Source organism: Alginatibacterium sediminis, assembly GCF_003610775.1.
Lineage (GTDB): Bacteria > Pseudomonadota > Gammaproteobacteria > Enterobacterales > Celerinatantimonadaceae > Alginatibacterium > Alginatibacterium sediminis.
This window is the reverse complement of sequence record NZ_RAQO01000013.1, coordinates 76,048-94,429: the sequence shown is the minus strand read 5'-3', so window position 1 is coordinate 94,429 and position 18,382 is coordinate 76,048. Positions and strand designations below refer to the sequence as shown.

Here is an 18,382-nt window from a genome sequence, read left to right as displayed (position 1 = left end):
AATGAAAAGATTAGTCGTAGCAATGCTGCTAGGCCCTCTGGCTGGAAGTATTGCCGCAGAAGAATTGAGCTTAGAGCAAGCTGTTGCCAGTGCTATCGCTGAGCATCCTCAGCTGCAAGCCAGCTTCAATGAATTTAAATCTTATACCGAGAGTTACGCCGGCGCTAAAGGTGGTTACTATCCAACCGTAGACTTAGTTGCAGGTGCGGGCTGGGATTATTACGACAATAGTATTGAGCAGTCTCGTAACGATACTCCGAAAGAAGTGGGTATTAGTATTCGGCAAATGTTATTTGATGGTTTCTCTACCTCGAACGAAGTTGAACGTACCAGTATGGAAGCTAGGGCGGCTCAATGGAGTCTGTTTTCTCAAGCAGAAAACTTAGCACTACGGGTGAGCGAAGTTTACTTAGAGGTGCTTAAAAACCAACAATTATTGAAACTGTCGGAACAAAACTTAGAAACCCACCTGGCGATTCAGTCCGATATTAAGCGTCGAACCGATGCTGGTGTGGGTTCTAGTGCCGACCTTACGCAAGTACAGGGGCGTGTAGCACGGGCGAACACCAATGTGCTTTCAGCGCGCAACAACCTGCAAGATGCGCAGGCCCAATATGTTCGAGTACTTAATCAATTACCAAAAGACTTAACATCTCCAGAAGCTGATGCATTGTTACTTCCAAGCGACCAACAGCAGGCGATCAAAAAGGCCTTAGACCAACACCCAACTTTGCGCAGTGCCAACTTTGATGTGCAAGCCAGCAATGCGCAATATCAACGTAACAAAGCCAACTATTATCCTGAAGTGACCTTTGAAATTGATGGTAATTGGGATTGGGATTCGGCAAGTCGAATTCCTTTGAACCAGCGAGAAGATGATCTGTCAGCCATGGTTAAGGTGCGTTACAACTTGTTCCGTGGTGGGCAAGACGCCGCCGAGGTTCGCCGTAGCGCACACCAAATAGCCCAAGCTAAAGCAATTGGCGACGACAGTCATCGCCAAGTTGAAGAAGGAACCCGTTTGTCTTGGAATGCTTTGGAGGTGTTGACCCGCCAAAAAGAATTCTTACAACAGCATGTTGAAAACAGTGAGTCCACGGTTAAAGCTTATCGAAAACAATTCAATATTGGCCGTCGTAGTTTGTTGGATGTACTTAATACTGAAAATGAGCTCTTCCAAGCTCAAACCGATTTCATTACTGCCAATTTTGATGAGTTAACTGCTCGTTATCGCTTACTCAATGCAACGGGTGAGTTACTAGCCTCATTGCGGGTAGAGAAACCAGAACAGTGGAGTTTCGAATAATGAAAAGGCTGCTAGCGCTATCGCTATTATTAGTTATGGCTGCGTGTAGTTCGGAACCTGAGCAAGCGACAAGCTATCAGGCTCCTCAATCGCAAGACTTAAACGATGATGACCTAGATGGTGTGATCAATGCACGTGATTTGTGCCTAGAAACACCCCCTAATGCTGTGGTAGGTAACAACGGCTGTGAAACTATGCTTAGCCAAGAACTCGAGAACGAGTTATTAGTCTTTTTTAAACACGATTCGGCAAGTATTGAACAAGACTTCATAAATGAGTTAGAGATCTATGCTGCGTTTTTGTCTCAAAATCCAAGTTTAGAGGTACTGATTCAAGCTTATGCAAGTGAACCAGGATCACAGGCCTATAATCAGGATCTATCAGAGCGCCGGGCAAATCGCGTACAACAAAGCTTGGTAAAGCTTGGTGTGGATAAAAATCGAATTGAAATTCAAGCCGTTGGGGAAGCACAATCGATAAATGCGAGCAGTACACAGCAGCAAACTCTATCCCGCTATGCCCGCGTAGCGACACAACACAGTGAGCAACAAGCTAAACTTAAGTGGTCTGTATTCCGCGAGCAACGTGGGGCTTTACTATAACAATGCTGCGTCATATCGCGCTGAGGCCTTTGCTTAAGGTCTTAGCGTGTTTGTGTCTACTTGCGCCTATGCTACTAGTCGCATTAGAACAAGATGCCCAAAAGCTAATCGCCTTAGTTCGAGATAATTATGGCGAAAGCGCTGCTCAGCGCGTGACCCAATGGCAAGCCCTTTTGGAGCAGTCGAAAACCGAAAGTGAGTTGACTCAGCTTACGCTGGTGAATGATTTTTTCAATCAAATGCAGTGGCTAGAAGACCAAACCGTTTGGGGTAAAAATGACTATTGGGCAACCCCTTCTGAGTTTTTAGGCGCTGGCGCTGGCGATTGTGAAGATTTTAGTATTGCTAAGTATTATAGCCTTAGAAAGCTAGGCGTAGATGATGAAAAGATGCGCTTGATATACGTCAAAGCATTAGATTACCAGCAGTTCCATATGGTACTTGCCTATTACGAAACCCCCTCATCCGTGCCGGTAATTCTTGACAACATTAATCCTCAAATACTTCCAGCAACTAAACGCAATGACCTAGCTCCCGTTTATAGTTTCAACGCGCAACACTTGTGGCTGGTGAAAGAACAAGGGCGAGGAGAGCTTGCAGGAAAATCAGATCGACTTAAGTTATGGACTGAATTGCGCGAAGGTTGGCAAGCCCAACGCATGCGCCAACCAATTTTGAAGCAAGGGACAGCACAATGACCTTACATCGACAACTTCTAATCACCATACTCTTTATCTATGCCTTGCTGTTGTTTGGCGTGTTTAGCTTGGAGCTCAGAAATACTTATGATTACTTGACTCTCCAACTTGCGTCGGATGTTGACAATACAGGAACCTCGTTGGGATTATCTTTAACGCCTTATATTGAGTCACAAGACATGGTGGGCGCAGAAACCGTTGTCAATGCGATGTTCGATGGTGGTTTCTACGAAAAAATTGAAGTTGAGATATACCAAGATCCCCCAGTTAGTATCCATCGGAAAAATATCAGTGGCGCACAAGGGGTACCGCTTTGGTTTGAAACCTTACTGCCGCTACCTGAATTAGAGTCAAAGCAAGTGCTTACGAGTGGTTGGATGCAAATGGCTCAAGTTACCGTGGTAGGGCATAGAGGTTTAGCCTATCAAAAGCTATGGCAACTGGTTATTGATTTGGCGAGCATTTTTATCATTGGTTATCTTATAACCGTTTTACTATTAATGCGTGCGCTGCGCTACCTACTTGGTCCGCTTGATGCCATTCGTAAGCAAGCCATTGCGATCAGTCGTCGCGAATATCAACAAGCGCTTGCGAAGCCTAAAACCAAAGAGTTAATCGACGTGGTCGACGCGATGAATGTTATGGCTGAGAGTATTGAACGTCAGTTTAATGAGCAACTTCTTGAAACGGAGCAGCTTCGACGCAGTGCGTATTTGGACGCGGTTAGTGGACTAAGCAATCGTAAACATTTTATGCAACAAGCTGAGGTCCAAATCGATGAATTTGGTCACGGTAGTTTAATCCTGATTAAAATCCCCGTACTTACCGATATTTATCAGCAGTTTGGTTTTGACTATAGAGATAACAGCATTAAGAAGTTGGCCGATGCATTAATTGAAAATGTAGCCTTTGAAAGTGAAAGCTTACTCGCTCGTATATCAAGTGATGAGTTTGTGTTGTTATTACCTTTACTCCATGGCGAAGAACTAAAAACTTACCTAGGCAAACTAATTCCGAAATTAAAAGACATTCTCTCAATTGATACTACGGTACAAACACAAAGCTTAGTGATTGGTTGTTGTGAATTTGAGCCTAAGGCCCAGTTGAAGGTTGGGGAGTTGTTAAATGTGGCTGATTCGGCACTTCAGCGTGCGGTGCAAAACTCTCAACCATATGCTACTGAAGCCCTGCAGGCGCAAAGCAAAGGTCGTTTAGAATGGAAGGCGATAATTGAGCAAGCCATTAAAAACGATGATATTGAATTTAGCCAACAAATGGTTAGCTATTATCCGAATGCTACGATCCGGCGCAGCAGCAGTGAAACCTTGCACTACGAACTCTTTAGCCAAATTAGGATCGAAGGCGAATTAGTGAAGGCTGCTAGTTTTATCTCAGCTTTAGAGCAATTTGGTCTAGGAGCCGACTTCGATAAGGCTGTATTGCGAATACTCGCTAAGCGACTCGAGTCCAAGCCTGGATCTGAGTCATTGGCAGTGAACCTAAGCCTTAGTGCTCTTCGTGATCCTAAATTCATACAATGGTTAGCAGTCTTTGCGCCACAGCATCGCTCGTTTATGGCGCGTTTGTGCTTCGATATACCCGAACAATACTTTGTTAGTGATGACTTTGATTCACTACTAAAAGTGTTACGCCGTAATAATATTCGTTTTGGAATAGACCAATTTGCTCGAAATCTACAACAGTTGAGGTATTTGAAAAAAGTGCAGCCAGACTACGTCAAAATTGATTTTTCCTATGCACATAATGCTATTGAGTCTGAGCAGCAAGCCATGGTTCTCAATGGTCTCTGTCGCGCTGTCCATGCTATTGATGTTGTGGCAATTGCACAGCGCATCGAAGATGACAACAAAGTGAAAGCCTTACAAAATCTAGCTCTCGATGCCTACCAAGGTTATGTTGATCCAGAAACTCCACTACTATTCGAGATGAAATCATGAGACTAATTGTTTTACTTTTGTGTAGCCTAAGCAGCTTGGCGATGGCGCAGTCGCAAACGACCTTGCATACGCAAGGACATGCACAGCAAAGCTTTGCTGCCGACCAAGCGATTATGAAATGTGAGTTTATTCAAAGCGCTAAGCAAGCTAAACAAGCCCGTGAACAAGTTGATACCCAGCTTGACAAGGTAATTGAACGATTACAGCCTATCATCAAAGATTCAGGAAGCTTAAGAGCCAGTCAAATTGGTATTAATGCGCAATATGATTATGATGATAGAAAACGAAGTTTTACCGGCTATCAAGTACAGCGAAGCTTAGTGGTAGAGATTGAAGACATGGAGTTGATTGTTGCAGTGATTGACAGCGTACTTGAACATAGTGACGCTCAAATTTCGCTGATTAACTATAACTTAAATGATCCCGAACAGTATCGCAATGCCTTACGCATCAGTGCTATTAAAGATGCCAAAGCGAAAGCGGAACTTATGGCGCAAGAAGTTGGTTTAAACCTTGGCCAGCCTATCATTATTAGTGATGTTGCTTTGGTTTCGGCTAGCGCACCTAATGAGCGTTATGCCATGGCTGCCGATGTTGCGCCGCAAGTCGCATTTCAAGGCGAAAGTATTATTTTGCAAGAGTCTGTAAATATCACTTATCAGTTAGTAAGTGAATAAAAAACAACCAATAAAAAGGCCTCGTATTACGAGGCCTTTTTATTGGTTTAGCAAAAGCTCAACGAGCTTTAGTGCAGTATTCGCGCCCGGATAGTACCGTCAATTCCTTTAAGCTTGGCTAACGCTAAGTCACTTTGAGACGTCTCAACGTCAATGACGACATAGCCGATCTCAGCATTCGTTTGTAAGAACTGGGCAGCGATGTTGATAGAATCCTCGGCAAATGCCAAGTTGATTTGAGTTAGCACACCGGGTTGGTTACGGTGGATGTGTAACAATCGGCTAGTACCCGTATGCTCAGGCAACGATACCTCTGGGAAGTTAACTGCTGACAAGGTCGAACCATTGTCTGAATACTTCGCCATTTTAGAGGCTACTTCAATGCCAATGTTGGCCTGCGCTTCTTGGGTTGAACCACCAACATGCGGGCTTAGAATGACATTATCCAAGCCACATAAAGGTGATTCGAATCGCTCACTGTTCGATTTCGGTTCTACTGGGAATACGTCAATAGCAGCACCTGCAAGGTGACCACTTTTCAATACTTCTACTAATGCATCAATATCAACAACTGTGCCACGCGATGCGTTGATTAACAAGGCGCCAGGCTTCATACGTGCCAGCTCAGAAGCTCCAATCATGTCTTTGGTACTGTCATTTTCAGGGACGTGTAAGCTAATAATGTCCGATTGTGCCAGTAGTTCATCTAAACTCGTTACTTGATTCGCATTACCAAGTGATAGCTTATTTTCAATATCATAGTAGCTAACGTTCATACCCAAAGTTTCAGCAATAATACTAAGCTGAATACCGATATGACCGTAGCCAATAATGCCAAGTTTTTTACCACGCGCTTCATATGAGCTTTCAGCCGATTTGAGCCAAACACCGCGGTGTGCTTTGGCACTTTTTTCGGGAATGCCTCGAAGCAGTAATAGGATTTCACCAAGTACTAGTTCAGCTACACTTCGAGTGTTAGAAAAAGGGGCATTAAAAACTGGAATTCCTCGGATTAAAGCTGCATTTAGGTCAACCTGATTGGTCCCAATACAAAAACAACCGATGGCGACTAATTTATCGGCGGCTGCAATAACCTTAGCATTTAAGTCAGTACGCGAACGGATCCCGATAAAGTGAACATCTTTGATTTTTTCGATCAGCTCTTCTTCACTTAAGGAAGTTGAAATGGACTCGACGTTTTCGTAACCGGCATTGTGGAAAGACTCAACCGAGTTTGGGTGTAAGCCCTCCAAAAGTAATACTTTTATCTTTTCTTTACCAAGCGAAAAACGCGCCATTCTATGTCCCTTAATCTATATTTTTGAGCCCATTGCATATTAAGAACGAAACCCAGTAATTCGGGGCGAACGTTGAATTACTGGGACATGAAATTTAGCAAAAAAAAGGGCTACTGAATACCGTTTTGCGATTTAGATCGCAATAATTACATTTTTTCATATAGACAAAGAATTTTGATTTCGAGTAATTAATATTTTTTGTGTTTCTACCGCTTTAGTGTAAGTCTTACCCCATTATTAGTTTTATTACGGACGTTTATGACTCTCGCTTACTTAGCCAAATCTATCCTTCGAGACTTTGAAGCTGGCTCGACCCGAGAATTTTTAGTTTCTAATGGGCGGGGCAGCTATAGCAGCGCCGCGGTTAATGGCAATCTCGCACGAAAGTTTCATGGTCTCTATGTCAAAGCGATGGAAGAACCGATGGGGCGCTATATCGGAGTCCACAAAGTTGAAGAAGAAATTGACGGCGTTGATCTCGCAGTGTATCGATACAAAACAGGGGACCTAAATGTCCTTGGCGACGGGCAGCGTTATCTTGACCGTTTTGAAATAGATGTTTTACCAACATGGTATTACGGTGTCGGCAATCTAGTACTTAAAAAGCAGTTGTGCTTCGTATACGGTAGCGACCTATTGTTAGTGCGTTATCAGTTAAATGGACCAGATCATCAATCCGTGGGCATAAGGCTCAATCTATTCAATCATTTCCGTCAAGCTAGCAACGTCGATGACAGTATCACCAAACTTTCTCCGTTTAAAACCGAGTATGAAAGGCTTTCAAAAGGATTGCTATTACGACAAAGTGATAGCAATTATCAACTGACTTTGTCGTTGCAATCCAATCATGGGCAATGGCAAAACACCTTAAGTACTGTACCAATTCGAGAACACATAGCATATGAAATAGAAATGGGTGAGCAAGGCGACTATCGGCTTGATTCTAGCCAACAGTTTGCCAAGCTTAACGCGACGCTGATTTCAGGACAAAGCTTGTGGATTGCAATTGGGAACGAGCAACAAGAACAACTCAATGATCTGCAAGTGGAAAGCTATTTTGAACAAGAAACTCAACGGATTAAAGCATTACGTGTTACTTGCAGCAGTAATAAAACTCAGCAAGATCTAGCGCAAGCGATAGACAAGCTAATCGTTGATCGCCCGAGCGTACACGGAAAAACGATACTAGCTGGCTATCCTTGGTTTGGCGATTGGGGGCGAGATACCATGATTGCTTTGCCCGGAGCCTGCCTAAGTACAGGGCGTCATGATGACGCTAGGAAAATACTGCAAACATTTGCTCACTATTGTAGCGAAGGTATGTTGCCAAATAAGTTTCCAGATTATGCCAGTGAGCCGCTACGCTATAACACCATTGACGCATCGCTTTGGTATTTTTGGGCGATCCAAATGTACCTTGAATCAACCGCGGACCTAGCCTTATTGGAAGAGTTATTTCCATGTTTAGAGTCGATTATAAATGCGCATATTGCGGGTACACGTTTTGATATCAAAGTGCAAGAAGATGGCTTACTTAGCGGTGGAGACTCAAGCACTCAACTCACTTGGATGGACGTGAAATATCAGGGAAAAGCGGTAACCCCACGCTATGGCAAAGCTGTTGAGATTAACGCACTTTGGTACAACGCCTTGCGTGCGATGCAAATGTGGGCCAATCAACTGGGTCATAAATCAAAAATCTATCAAAACTATGCTGACCAAGCCCAAGCTAGTTATATCCAAACCTTTTGGAATGAAGAGCGCGGGTGTCTCTACGACTATGTGTGCGAGCAGGGCATCAATGCAGATCTAAGGCCCAATCAAATATTTGCAGTAAGTTTACCCTTTAGCGTGTTAAGTGATGGTCAAGCCAAAGCAGTAGTTGATAAAGTTTGGCAACACCTTTGGACGCCTATGGGGCTTAGGAGTTTGGAGCCCGGGCACGTTGATTATCATCCGAATTACTTCGGCCCGCTCTCGCAACGTGATGAGGCTTATCATCAAGGGACAGTTTGGGCATGGTTAATCGGGCACTTTATTGATGCGTGGCAACGGGTTTATCAACAGCCAAAGCAAGTTGAGATTATGCTTCAAAGCTTAATTGATCATTTCTACCAAGATGCTGGCATTATGGGGATATCTGAAGTCTTTGATGGGCAAAGCCCGAACCAAGCACGCGGTTGTTTTAACCAAGCTTGGTCAGTTGCAGAAGTTCTGCGTGTATTGAAGCGCTATGAGTATAAAGAATAGCGACAGATATTAAAAAGCAGTGCAAGTGGCACTGCTTTTGTTTCTTTTTGGCGACCTAAATGGTGTTTAGAGTTCTATTGCACCATTCTTACTACCGACGATCACGTGATCTGCGCCTCGAGCAGCAAACAAACCATTGGTAACTACGCCAACAATAGCGTTGATGTCGCGCTCAAGTGCTACGGCATCGGTTATTTTCATGTTGTGAACATCTAGAATTACGTTACCGTTATCGGTGACAACACCTTCCCGATAAACCGGATCGCCACCAAGTTTGACTAATTCACGTGCAACATAACTCCTAGCCATCGGAATAACCTCTACTGGCAGTGGGAATCGGCCCATGACATCGACCTGTTTGCTCGCATCCACAATACAAACGAACTTTTTGGCAACTGCTGCAACAATTTTCTCGCGAGTTAAAGCAGCTCCGCCACCTTTGATCATATGCTTAGCTGGGTTTACTTCATCTGCGCCATCCACATATACCGAGAACTCCCCAACACTGTTTAGATCTAGAACTTCAATCCCTAGAGCTTCTAGGCGCAGAGTTGAAGCCTCTGAGCTTGATACCGCTCCTGCGATTCTATCTTTTTTAGCCGCAAGTGCATCAATGAAGAAATTTACAGTCGATCCGGTTCCGACTCCGATAACTTCGCCATCGTTGACATAAGCTAAAGCGGCTTGTGCTGCTTGTTGTTTTAATTGGTCTTGATTCATTGCTGCATCCTAGTGCGTTGAATTTGAGGCTTGGCGATTATAGCGACCATTAAGTCCTACGCCAAACTTGTCGAGAAGTAATCACGAAATCAAGGGACTGATCCCAAGCTTGTACATCGATATGGGTTGTTTTTTGGCATTCGAAAGCCAGACCTATCGTTATGCATGAAGGATTTAACCAAATTAGGCTGCGGTCATAGTAACCACCTCCCATACCAATGCGTTGACATTTATCGTCGAATCCAACTAAAGGTACCAGCATCACATTAACGTCCTTCAGCGGGACCACATGTCGCGCATCCAGCGCAGGTTCGTCCAAACCGAATTTATTACGCCTCATTTTTGTCGTTGAATCATGTTTCTGGAACAGTAAATGACCAGGGCGAAAGGGATGCAAAATAGGTAAACAATATTGCTGACAACCATGTTCCAAAGTCTGGTTGATGGCTTTAGTTTGTAGCTCTTCGTTACTACTTTGATAACTAGCAATCATCTTAGCGTGTTGGATTTGCGGCATATTAAAGAGACGTCCTAAAACCTGCGCAGACTCTTGCTGCTTTTGCTCGATTGTTAGGTTTTGTCGTGCGCGACGTAACTGTTGTCGGGTTAAAGGCGTTTCCATTGAGTTGACTAAATTAAAGGGGAATAATTTATTCTCAAACATCGCATCGCAAATGTAAATGCAAACAAGACTTGATCAAATGCTAATAGTGTAGATAATGCTAATGAAAACTATTATCAATCAATGAATTCTAAAAGGACTTTACATGAAATTGGGTTTCTTCTCTGCCATGCTTTGCGCATCAATGGTGACTAACGCTGCTGAAACCACGCCAGACACTGTGGCGCAGCATTACTCCGACTTAGCACATGCGGTCTATAGCGATGCTCTTAGCTCTGCACGTAGCTTACAAGCCGCAAATCTCGAATTTAGCCAAAACCCAAGCGAGCAAAGCTTAGTCTTAGCTCAAGAAGCTTGGAAGACTTCACGGGTTTTCTATCAACAGAGTGAAGTATTTCGGTTTGGCAACCCTGTCGTAGACGATTGGGAAGGGCAGTTAAATGCATGGCCGCTGGATGAAGGCTTCATTGATTATGTCGATACCGCAAGTTACCCAAGTGAACTTGGAAATCTTGCAGCCAATTTGAACATTATCGCAAGTGATAGTATTGAGGTTGGCGAGCAAAAAATAGATGCCAAAATTATCGACAGTAAACTTCTTGCGAGCTTAAACGAGCTATCGGGTTCAGAAGCAAACGTGGCTACTGGCTATCACGCAATTGAGTTCCTACTTTGGGGTCAAGATCTCAATGGGACAAAAGAGGGGGCGGGTGAGCGTCCTTATACAGATTTTGTGGTCGGTGAAGGCTGTACTCATGACAACTGTGACCGTCGAGTTGCATACTTAAACGCAGCCAGCGATCTATTGGTCGAGGACCTCAATTGGATGGTTGGTCAATGGCAGAAGGGTGGTGACTATCAAAGTACACTTGCTTTTGAACCACGCGAACAAGTTCTGCGCAGAATGTTTTTCGGTATGGGTAGTCTATCTTTGGGTGAATTGGCAGGTGAGCGTATGAAGGTTGCACTTGAAGCTAATTCTACTGAAGATGAGCATGACTGCTTTAGCGATAACACCCATAATTCACATTATTACAATGCATTGGGCGTTCGTAATGTACTTACCGGTAGTTTCCAACGACTCGATGGAAGCGAGCTTACTGGGCCAAACTTACTTGATTTGGTAGCCAAACAAGACACTAAACTTGCAGAACAAACATTGGCTGCTTTTGATGCGACTCAAGTTCAAATGACGGCACTAGTCGATAGTGCAGAAAAAGATGGCGTTCATTTTGACCAGCTGATAGCACCGACTAATACCGAAGGCCACACCTTAGTACAGAATTCTATCGATGCACTTGTTGAGCAAACGCGTTATATCGAACTTAGTGCTCAGCAATTGGGTATTGTTCAATTGAACCCAGATACAGCGGATCACACTTTCTAATTCTCCGCCGTTGTTGTTAACAAAGGTGCCAACACTGTTGGTGCCTTTTTGTGTTTAAAGCACAGCAAGCAAGTTTGCTTGTGGTTGTTTGATATATAGGGATGTAACGTGTTTAAAGTTCAATTGTTGATGGTGTTGTGTGCAATCAGTGTTACTGCAATAGCGCAACCACAACTTGCTGGTGGGGCGACAACGACAGTGCAGCAAGACCATAATGCATTTTCTCAACCTGCCAGTAATTTAGATTTCAGTGGCAGGCTCGAATTTAGCACTGGTAATAGCTTTTTTCGAAATCCATGGGTCGCTGCGCCAGCAACCACCATCGCTCGCGACGGCCTAGGACCATTGTTCAACACTAACTCGTGCCAAAGTTGTCATATTAAAGACGGTCGCGGCCGAGCTGCAGCTGTTGGAAGCTCGAACGCTGTATCAATGTTAGTGCGCGTTAGTGTTCCTGCTACAAATGCTGAACAAGAGCAGCAACAATTGAAATTAGGGCCCCTACCTGAGCCAAATTATGGCGGTCAAATCCAAGACCAAAGCCTAAGTGGGCATCATTCGGAAGCGAGAGTACGCATCGAATATGGTACTAAATCGGTTGACCTCAATGGCAGTGCGCCAGCGAAGTTACGTGTACCTAAGCTAGTCGTCGACCAACTTGGTTATCAAGACATGCACCCTGAGACTTTATTTTCAGTCCGAGTTGCACCGCCGATGATTGGATTGGGCTTACTCGAAAGCATCGCAGAAGAAGATATTCTGAAAAACACAGATCCTTTGGATAACAACAAAGATGGAATTTCCGGACAAGCAAATTGGGTGTGGGATGCAAAAACACAGCAACACAGTCTCGGGCGATTTGGTTGGAAAGCAGGGCAACCCAACTTAAACCAACAAAATGCTGCTGCGTTTTCTGGTGATTTAGGTCTAACTACAAGCATGTTTGGCAGCGATGACTGCCGAACCTCACAAACTAATTGCATTAGCGCTGTTAATGGCGGCACACCTGAAGTCAGCGACAAAATCCTTGCAATGGTGGAATTCTATACTCAGCATTTAGCGGTTCCTATGCGCCGTGATGTCGATAGTCAGTCAGTCATGCAAGGCGAGAAGCTATTTACACAAGCTAATTGTGTCGCGTGCCATCAGCCAAGTTTCGTGACGCAAAAGCGAGAGGACAGACCTGCATTAAGTGAACAAGTTATCTACCCATATACGGACTTACTACTTCATGATATGGGTGATGATTTGAGTGATAATCGTCCTGAATTTGCGGCAAGTGGGAATCAATGGCGTACGCCACCACTATGGGGCATTGGGTTAACACAAAGCGTCAATGGTCATAGCGAGCTGTTACATGATGGGCGAGCACGAAATGTTGAAGAAGCTATTTTATGGCATGGTGGGGAAGCTGCACCTTCGCAACAGTTTTTTCGTGAGCTTGAACCGAAGCAGCGTCAGCAGCTAGTTGATTTTGTCAATTCCTTGTAGGGACCAACATATGTGTTTCAGTATTAATCGTTTCAAGACAGTGCTACTGAGTGTCACTTTTGTGTTTGCTAACACGGCAGTAGCAAATACCGACACATCTGAAGTGACAGAGGCAAAGGTACAATGGTTAAAGGCCGAAAAGTCGTATTTATTGACGCAAAGTGAAGCGTTGTTAACGTCGCTTCAAAACTATAGGTCATTGGCTAATAGTTATTGCTTGGCACCTGATATGGCATCACTTTCTAGCCTAAAGACTGCTTGGCAAAACAGCTACCAACAATGGCTGGTGTTTGACGGTTTAGGACTTGGACCTTTACAAGATCTGCGAAACGTTTGGTTGATGAGTTATTTTCCGGATAAAAAAGACCAAGTGGGTCGGCAATTGACACATGCCTTGGCTGAGCCTAATACTTCACAGTCCTTGAATGCGGTTCAGAGTAACCTTAGGGCCCACGAAGCACTGTTGTTCGATGAAAAGTTTGCGCAACAACGCTGCGAGATACTCCCATTTGCTGCAACAAAACTTGAGCAAAGTGCATTTGCACTTGATGCTGCCTGGAAAGATTGGGCGGTAAAGCTGTCTTACAACCAAGATGCGCAGCGAAGCATCTTAGCAAGTTATCGTGCACAACTGGGCTGGATGCGTAAAAAAATGCAGTTGGTCGTTAATGAAAAAAACCAAAGTCTTAAGCCGATGTTATCTGAATCCTGGCGCTCACAACAAAGTACGCAAATGCTTAGGGTTCAAAGCCAGCTGTTTGTAGAACGCAGCAATGCTTTGTTCTTTAAATATGCCTTAGATAATCAAAGTCCGGAGCTTGAACAGCACAGCCGTGTGTTACTTCAGAATATGGTTTCAGCTTTACCTCAAGGTACAATTCAAAACACTAGTTTTGAACAATGGATAAATTTACTAGACCACACTGATATCGCTTATGTTGAGGTTGAGCAGCAATGGGCGAAAGCACAAGGCTTGGCAATAGGCTTTAATAACAATGACGGCGATTAAACAACAAGGTGTTGCCGAAACCAACAAAGATAGGCGACGGGTACTAACTCAGCTGTTTAGCCTTGGCGCTATGCTGCCTTTTGCGTGTTCAGGCGATACCTTGGCCGCACTGTTGGCTAAGCCAAATGGGAATAACTTGGAGCCCTTGTTAAAGGGAGTCCGTTATTTTGGCTGCGCGAAACGTGAAGACAATTACTATGTCCTTAGCTTCGATGAACAATTTCGTCAGCAGTTTGAAAGTCCGCTGGTTGCCAGAGGGCATGGATTGGCCATTGCTAAGATGCAACGACAGTTGATCGTTCTCGATCGTCGTCCTGGTCGTAGTATCCATATTTTTGATGCCTTAAGTGGTCAAAAAGTTCAACAGATAGACCTAAGTCCAACTTTAAGTCTGGCGGGGCATGCCGCGCTCCATCCTGACTCGCAACGATTGTATGTAAGTGCTTATGAGAACTCGAGCAGCGAGGGGCTAGTGCAAGTGTATGATTGGCAAGAGCAACACTGGGAATTATCAGAAACTTGGCCAAAGTTGGGTACTGGTCCGCATGAATTATTAGCATTTGAGCAAGGCGTAGTTGTCGCCATTGGTGGTATTAAAACTCTAGCAAGAAAAACAATTGAACTTGAGAATATTCAAGCACAATTGATTTTCTTAAACCATCAAGGGAAAGTATTGAGCCGTCACCAATTAGACAATGCTGACCTCAGTGTTAGGCATCTCAGCGGCTCTTGGGATAAACTGGTAGTTGCTTGCCAAGCTCAGTTACACCCTGAGTCAGTCAACTCATTGGTTTACCTCTGTGAGCAGCAACAAAGTTTAAAACCGCTAGACCATGGCGCTCACTATTGGCCGCTGTTTGAGGGTTATATTGGTAGCGTAGAGGTTTATCAAGACACGATAGTCGCCAGTTCACCAAGAGCCGGCTTGCTAGGCTCTTGGGATGCAACTGGACAACTTAAATCATTGCTTAATATTGAACAGGTTTGTGGGCTAACATCAGTTGAAGGACAGCTTGTGGTTTCAACGGGAACTGGAGATTTAGGTCACCAAGATCAATTACAGGCAAATGATTACCACTGGGATAATCATTTGCTTGCTGCAAGTTTCTGATCTCGAATTTTACGCCAATGTGTCATTAAGTATCCAAGTATCAAGTAGCCGATTGCCAACAACCAAAGCATTTGTACGTGATTGGTAATTTGGCTAAGACTTGCACCTTGTTGGTTTAGCTTTAGATTTGCTAATACCATACTTCTAGCGGGTATGAGTTCAGCAATGGCGTTGACCATGGTTGGCATTGAGTGTATTGGCCAAATAAAGCCGCTTGAAAAAACGATTGGCAATGAGGTAAGAAGCCCAATAATCATGGCATTGTGGCCATTGTTAAGTATGCTCGCCACACACATACTCAATCCAATAATGGCCAAAAAATATGGCAATTGCAGCTGTAATAGTTGTCCTGCGCTTGCCCAACGATGAATGTCGTAATGCTGTAATACGAAGCCTTGATAAAAAGAGGCCATTAGCACATATAAAAGCGTGAAAATTAGTGTACGAACTAATACCAGTTTTACGCTTGAGTCGACACTAAGCGCACTTTTTCTGCTTAGGGGCGAGCAGGAATGTAAGACCACGGCAATTAGTAGTGTTTGCTGTAAAATGATCAGAAATACAGCTGGGATGACATAGTCCAAATAGCCCTGATGGCTGTTAAAAACGGCCTGATTATTGGCACTAAAAGCCTGAATATTATCGTTGGCTGGGGAAATTGGGATCCCTTCACTGGACAGTCGTTGCAGTTTTATTTGTTTCGCTAAATCATTACTGACTAGATTTAAGCCTTCAATTACATTGCCATATATTAGGAAATACGAAGCATCTCCAGCAAATGCTAGTGTTGGGCTGCTGCCTAAACGTAAATCGCGGTAAAAATTCTTGGGGATAAACAATAATCCGCCGACGTGCCCATCACGAATTTGTGTAATCGCTTCTTCAAGACTCGCTACGCTTTGGTCAACTTCTAACAACGGACTCGCGTCGACCATCCGTTCTAGGCGTCGGCTTATAGCGGAGTTGTCCTGATTAATGATAACGATTGATTGTTCTCGCGGGCTTTGCGCTAAGTAGGGGCGTGGATACAAAAATGCGTATAAGCATAAGCCCCCTACAACGGTAAGCATCAGTGCACGGTTACTAACAACGAGCATTAACTCATGTTTAAAAAGCTGCCAGAAACTCATGCTTGAACCTCTTGCTTTTGGACTTGTGGTACCAAACATAAAGCTGCTAGAAACAGCAAGCCAAACATGGCTAGTTTAAGCAAACTATCAGCGTCGTGAACGATTGCTGGTGCATGATTTGATTGGGAAATCTGAATATCCACATAATGACAGATAGGGATCAATTGGCGCCATAATAATGAAAAAGTTGGCATACTATCTAATGGGAAAGTGACGCCCATAAATGCAAAACTGGGGGCTGTTAATGCGGCGGCAAAGCTTAGCGCTCGAGTTCGATCCTTAAGTAGAAAAACCAAAAACAAGGCAATCGCTTGGCTTGCCATAACACATAGCACTTGGGCAAAAACAATAAGGCTCCAATCTCCACGCATGGGCCAGCCTTTGTAGACAAATAAAAGGCAAGCCATCACTAAGCCCTGTAGTACCAACATTGCCCCACTGACTAAGGATATGCGCAGAATACTACTGATGTTACGTTTGTTTTCAAGAGACTCGGTTTTTAAAAATTTAGAGTAAATAAGCACCATGCTAAGAACGATAATAAGTTGCCAGGCGGCAGGTAGTGCGCCTGAAAGGATGAATTGTGCATAGTCATTATTACTATTAAACAGCGCACTCATCTGAGCCCTAATAGGCATAACACTGCCAAAGGCTTGCAGAGCTGGAGTATTACCTGTACCCATAACTCTGCCGACATCAATTCCTACGTTTATTGTGGTATGGATGCCAGCTAACGCGGCATTGACTTGTTTACCGATGACCAGAAACTGTCCATTGTAATAACTTTGAACAAGGGGTGAGCGAAAGCGTTTTACGTCACGCTCAAGATCATTAGGGATGATTACATAGGCATAGATGTCACCTTTGACTAGAGCATCTTTTGCCGTTTGAATATTACTGCTCATAGTCACCGACAGATTTGGACTGGCATGATAACTGCGGATTAACTGACGACTCAGACGACTATTGTCTTGGTCAACGACCATAATTACATTTTCTCGAGCAAAGCTAGAAGAGAATATCGCTGCAATACTTAGAAAAACGACCAAGGGTAACCAGCTCAATAGACTATATAACCATCGGTCATTGAATAAGCTTCTCAGTATTAACGAGTAAGACATCATTGTTGGTCTTTTAGCTCATCTAGCAGTACATATGCACTCATCCCAACCCGAAGGTTTTCAATCTCTTGCATTGGTTTAGCTTCAACTTCAAAGGTGCGTAAATCAAACCCGGTGTCGCTACTCGTCGCTCTCCAAGTTGCAAAATCACCCATGACTGCAACGTGACTTACTTTGAAACGAAAGCTTTGCTCACCAAAAGCGGGTAATGTCGCTTCAAACTCTTGACCAACTTGGAATTGAGATAAACGGTCTTCTCGGACATTTAGGGTCAACCATGCATCTTCCATATCGGTTAAGGTAACCACTGGGAAGCCTTGCGGTGCAAGCTCGCCCGATTGCAGTAATATTTGACTCACTTCACCACGATGACGGGCATCAACTTTGGTGTCGGCGGCATAGGCTTCAACTTCAGCTACCGCGCCTGCAGCTGCCTTAGCTTGTTGACTTGCTGCGCGCTTGGTTTCATCGCGAGCGCCTTCTTGAGCCAATTCATACATTTGGAGCGCAGAGTTTTGAGTAAACTTGGACGCTTGCCATTGGGTATAAGCTTCATCGCGTTTTTGTTGAGAAACAACCCCATCTTTATACAAATTATCAACACGGCGATAAGTGGTTCGCGCTAAGTTTGCCCCAGCAACTGCTTTTTGCCATTGGTCCTTAGCAGCCGCTATATCTTGGCTACGCGCACCATTTTCAGCTTCGTCAGATAGCGCAGATGCGGCCGCTTGACCCGCTTGAGCTTGGACCAATTTAGCATCGAGTTCAGGGCTGGTAATACTAAAAATAAGTTCACCAACTTCAACTTGTTGGCCTTTGGTCACTAACACCTGGTCTAAGCGACCGGCAACTTTAGAAGACACACTATACTGCTGCGCTTCTATTTGGCCCTGTAAATATATGGGCGTTGGTTGGTAAGCTTGCCAAAATGACCAAGCTACCCAAGCGGCAATGGCCAAGAGCGGGAGTAAAGGAATAAAAGAGTTAAACTTGCGCATAAAA

General features: G+C 44.1%; 16 protein-coding genes. 10 read left to right on the top strand and 6 right to left on the bottom strand.

Going from position 1 to position 18,382, the window contains the following annotated elements; translation table 11 throughout:
* Position 1: 1 nt before the first annotated feature.
* From DBZ36_RS20390 to DBZ36_RS20370, 5 genes are read left to right on the top strand one after another with little or no spacing between them, the layout of a single operon-like run.
* Positions 2 to 1,306, top strand: a complete 1,305-nt coding sequence (locus DBZ36_RS20390) for a TolC family outer membrane protein (protein ID WP_120356829.1) — start codon at positions 2 to 4, stop codon at positions 1,304 to 1,306.
* Entirely contained in the window at positions 1,306 to 1,908 is a 603-nt protein-coding gene (locus tag DBZ36_RS20385; protein WP_120356828.1) for an OmpA family protein, read from the top strand. Before DBZ36_RS20390 ends, DBZ36_RS20385 begins: the two co-directional genes overlap by 1 nt.
* 2 nt (positions 1,909 to 1,910) lie before the next feature.
* Positions 1,911 to 2,606: a transglutaminase-like cysteine peptidase gene (locus DBZ36_RS20380; protein ID WP_158589167.1), complete on the top strand. Its 696-nt coding sequence runs from the start codon at positions 1,911 to 1,913 to the stop codon at positions 2,604 to 2,606.
* Positions 2,603 to 4,564, top strand: a complete 1,962-nt coding sequence (locus DBZ36_RS20375; protein ID WP_120356827.1) for a bifunctional diguanylate cyclase/phosphodiesterase — start codon at positions 2,603 to 2,605, stop codon at positions 4,562 to 4,564. Before DBZ36_RS20380 ends, DBZ36_RS20375 begins: the two co-directional genes overlap by 4 nt.
* Complete coding sequence (locus tag DBZ36_RS20370) at positions 4,561 to 5,241, top strand: SIMPL domain-containing protein (protein WP_120356826.1); 681 nt, start codon at positions 4,561 to 4,563, stop codon at positions 5,239 to 5,241. Before DBZ36_RS20375 ends, DBZ36_RS20370 begins: the two co-directional genes overlap by 4 nt.
* A 68-nt stretch (positions 5,242 to 5,309) precedes the next feature.
* Here the strand turns inward: DBZ36_RS20370 and serA are convergent, their stop codons facing one another.
* Positions 5,310 to 6,539 carry a phosphoglycerate dehydrogenase gene (gene serA / locus DBZ36_RS20365; protein WP_120356825.1) on the bottom strand — a complete coding sequence of 410 codons (1,230 nt, stop codon included), beginning with the start codon at positions 6,537 to 6,539 and terminating at the stop codon, positions 5,310 to 5,312.
* Positions 6,540 to 6,797: 258 nt separating this feature from the next.
* Here serA and DBZ36_RS20360 point away from each other — a divergent pair, with 258 nt between their 5' ends.
* A complete protein-coding gene (locus DBZ36_RS20360) occupies positions 6,798 to 8,789 on the top strand; it encodes an amylo-alpha-1,6-glucosidase (RefSeq protein ID WP_120356824.1) in 1,992 nt (663 codons plus the stop codon).
* Positions 8,790 to 8,855: 66 nt separating this feature from the next.
* On the opposite strand, the gene rpiA is transcribed toward DBZ36_RS20360, so the two are convergent.
* Together rpiA and DBZ36_RS20350 are read right to left on the bottom strand one after the other, a co-directional pair.
* Positions 8,856 to 9,509: a ribose-5-phosphate isomerase RpiA gene (gene rpiA / locus DBZ36_RS20355; RefSeq protein ID WP_120356823.1), complete on the bottom strand. Its 654-nt coding sequence runs from the start codon at positions 9,507 to 9,509 to the stop codon at positions 8,856 to 8,858.
* A gap of 49 nt (positions 9,510 to 9,558) precedes the next feature.
* On the bottom strand, positions 9,559 to 10,131 hold the full coding sequence (locus DBZ36_RS20350; protein ID WP_158589166.1) for a 5-formyltetrahydrofolate cyclo-ligase: 573 nt from the start codon (positions 10,129 to 10,131) through the stop codon (positions 9,559 to 9,561).
* A 145-nt stretch (positions 10,132 to 10,276) separates the two neighbouring features.
* Here DBZ36_RS20350 and DBZ36_RS20345 point away from each other — a divergent pair, with 145 nt between their 5' ends.
* From DBZ36_RS20345 to DBZ36_RS20330, 4 genes are all read left to right on the top strand, one after another.
* Positions 10,277 to 11,518, top strand: coding sequence for an imelysin family protein (locus tag DBZ36_RS20345; RefSeq protein WP_120356821.1), 1,242 nt, complete (start codon positions 10,277 to 10,279; stop codon positions 11,516 to 11,518).
* Positions 11,519 to 11,626: 108 nt separating this feature from the next.
* Positions 11,627 to 13,009, top strand: coding sequence for a di-heme oxidoreductase family protein (locus DBZ36_RS20340; protein WP_233558199.1), 1,383 nt, complete (start codon positions 11,627 to 11,629; stop codon positions 13,007 to 13,009).
* Between the two features lie 10 nt (positions 13,010 to 13,019).
* Positions 13,020 to 14,018 (top strand): imelysin family protein, encoded by a 999-nt coding sequence (locus DBZ36_RS20335; protein ID WP_120356820.1) that lies wholly within the window; start codon positions 13,020 to 13,022, stop codon positions 14,016 to 14,018.
* Positions 14,005 to 15,129: a DUF1513 domain-containing protein gene (locus tag DBZ36_RS20330; RefSeq protein WP_120356819.1), complete on the top strand. Its 1,125-nt coding sequence runs from the start codon at positions 14,005 to 14,007 to the stop codon at positions 15,127 to 15,129. The genes DBZ36_RS20335 and DBZ36_RS20330 overlap by 14 nt, the downstream gene beginning before the upstream one ends.
* On the opposite strand, the gene DBZ36_RS20325 is transcribed toward DBZ36_RS20330, so the two are convergent.
* The 3 genes from DBZ36_RS20325 to DBZ36_RS20315 are packed head-to-tail and all read right to left on the bottom strand — an operon-like array spanning position 15,105 to position 18,378.
* Positions 15,105 to 16,259, bottom strand: a complete 1,155-nt coding sequence (locus DBZ36_RS20325; protein ID WP_158589165.1) for an ABC transporter permease — start codon at positions 16,257 to 16,259, stop codon at positions 15,105 to 15,107. The genes DBZ36_RS20330 and DBZ36_RS20325 overlap by 25 nt on opposite strands.
* The gene (locus tag DBZ36_RS20320; protein ID WP_120356817.1) at positions 16,256 to 17,383 is read right to left on the bottom strand and encodes an ABC transporter permease; all 1,128 of its coding nucleotides are present in this window, start codon (positions 17,381 to 17,383) and stop codon (positions 16,256 to 16,258) included. The genes DBZ36_RS20325 and DBZ36_RS20320 overlap by 4 nt, the downstream gene beginning before the upstream one ends.
* Complete coding sequence (locus tag DBZ36_RS20315; RefSeq protein WP_120356816.1) at positions 17,380 to 18,378, bottom strand: HlyD family secretion protein; 999 nt, start codon at positions 18,376 to 18,378, stop codon at positions 17,380 to 17,382. The genes DBZ36_RS20320 and DBZ36_RS20315 overlap by 4 nt, the downstream gene beginning before the upstream one ends.
* Positions 18,379 to 18,382 lie beyond the last annotated feature (4 nt).

Bases quoted from the DNA above. Each gene is read 5' to 3' on its own strand.
- DBZ36_RS20320 (WP_120356817.1), bottom strand. From the start codon at position 17,383: ATGATGTCTTACTCGTTAATACTGAGAAGCTTATTCAATGACCGATGG.
- DBZ36_RS20315 (WP_120356816.1), bottom strand. From the start codon at position 18,378: ATGCGCAAGTTTAACTCTTTTATTCCTTTACTCCCGCTCTTGGCCATT.
- DBZ36_RS20390 (WP_120356829.1), top strand. From the start codon at position 2: ATGAAAAGATTAGTCGTAGCAATGCTGCTAGGCCCTCTGGCTGGAAGT.
- DBZ36_RS20385 (WP_120356828.1), top strand. From the start codon at position 1,306: ATGAAAAGGCTGCTAGCGCTATCGCTATTATTAGTTATGGCTGCGTGT.
- DBZ36_RS20380 (WP_158589167.1), top strand. From the start codon at position 1,911: ATGCTGCGTCATATCGCGCTGAGGCCTTTGCTTAAGGTCTTAGCGTGT.
- DBZ36_RS20370 (WP_120356826.1), top strand. From the start codon at position 4,561: ATGAGACTAATTGTTTTACTTTTGTGTAGCCTAAGCAGCTTGGCGATG.
- DBZ36_RS20330 (WP_120356819.1), top strand. From the start codon at position 14,005: ATGACGGCGATTAAACAACAAGGTGTTGCCGAAACCAACAAAGATAGG.
- DBZ36_RS20335 (WP_120356820.1), top strand. From the start codon at position 13,020: ATGTGTTTCAGTATTAATCGTTTCAAGACAGTGCTACTGAGTGTCACT.
- DBZ36_RS20345 (WP_120356821.1), top strand. From the start codon at position 10,277: ATGAAATTGGGTTTCTTCTCTGCCATGCTTTGCGCATCAATGGTGACT.
- rpiA (WP_120356823.1), bottom strand. From the start codon at position 9,509: ATGAATCAAGACCAATTAAAACAACAAGCAGCACAAGCCGCTTTAGCT.
- DBZ36_RS20350 (WP_158589166.1), bottom strand. From the start codon at position 10,131: ATGGAAACGCCTTTAACCCGACAACAGTTACGTCGCGCACGACAAAAC.
- DBZ36_RS20325 (WP_158589165.1), bottom strand. From the start codon at position 16,259: ATGAGTTTCTGGCAGCTTTTTAAACATGAGTTAATGCTCGTTGTTAGT.
- DBZ36_RS20360 (WP_120356824.1), top strand. From the start codon at position 6,798: ATGACTCTCGCTTACTTAGCCAAATCTATCCTTCGAGACTTTGAAGCT.
- serA (WP_120356825.1), bottom strand. From the start codon at position 6,539: ATGGCGCGTTTTTCGCTTGGTAAAGAAAAGATAAAAGTATTACTTTTG.
- DBZ36_RS20375 (WP_120356827.1), top strand. From the start codon at position 2,603: ATGACCTTACATCGACAACTTCTAATCACCATACTCTTTATCTATGCC.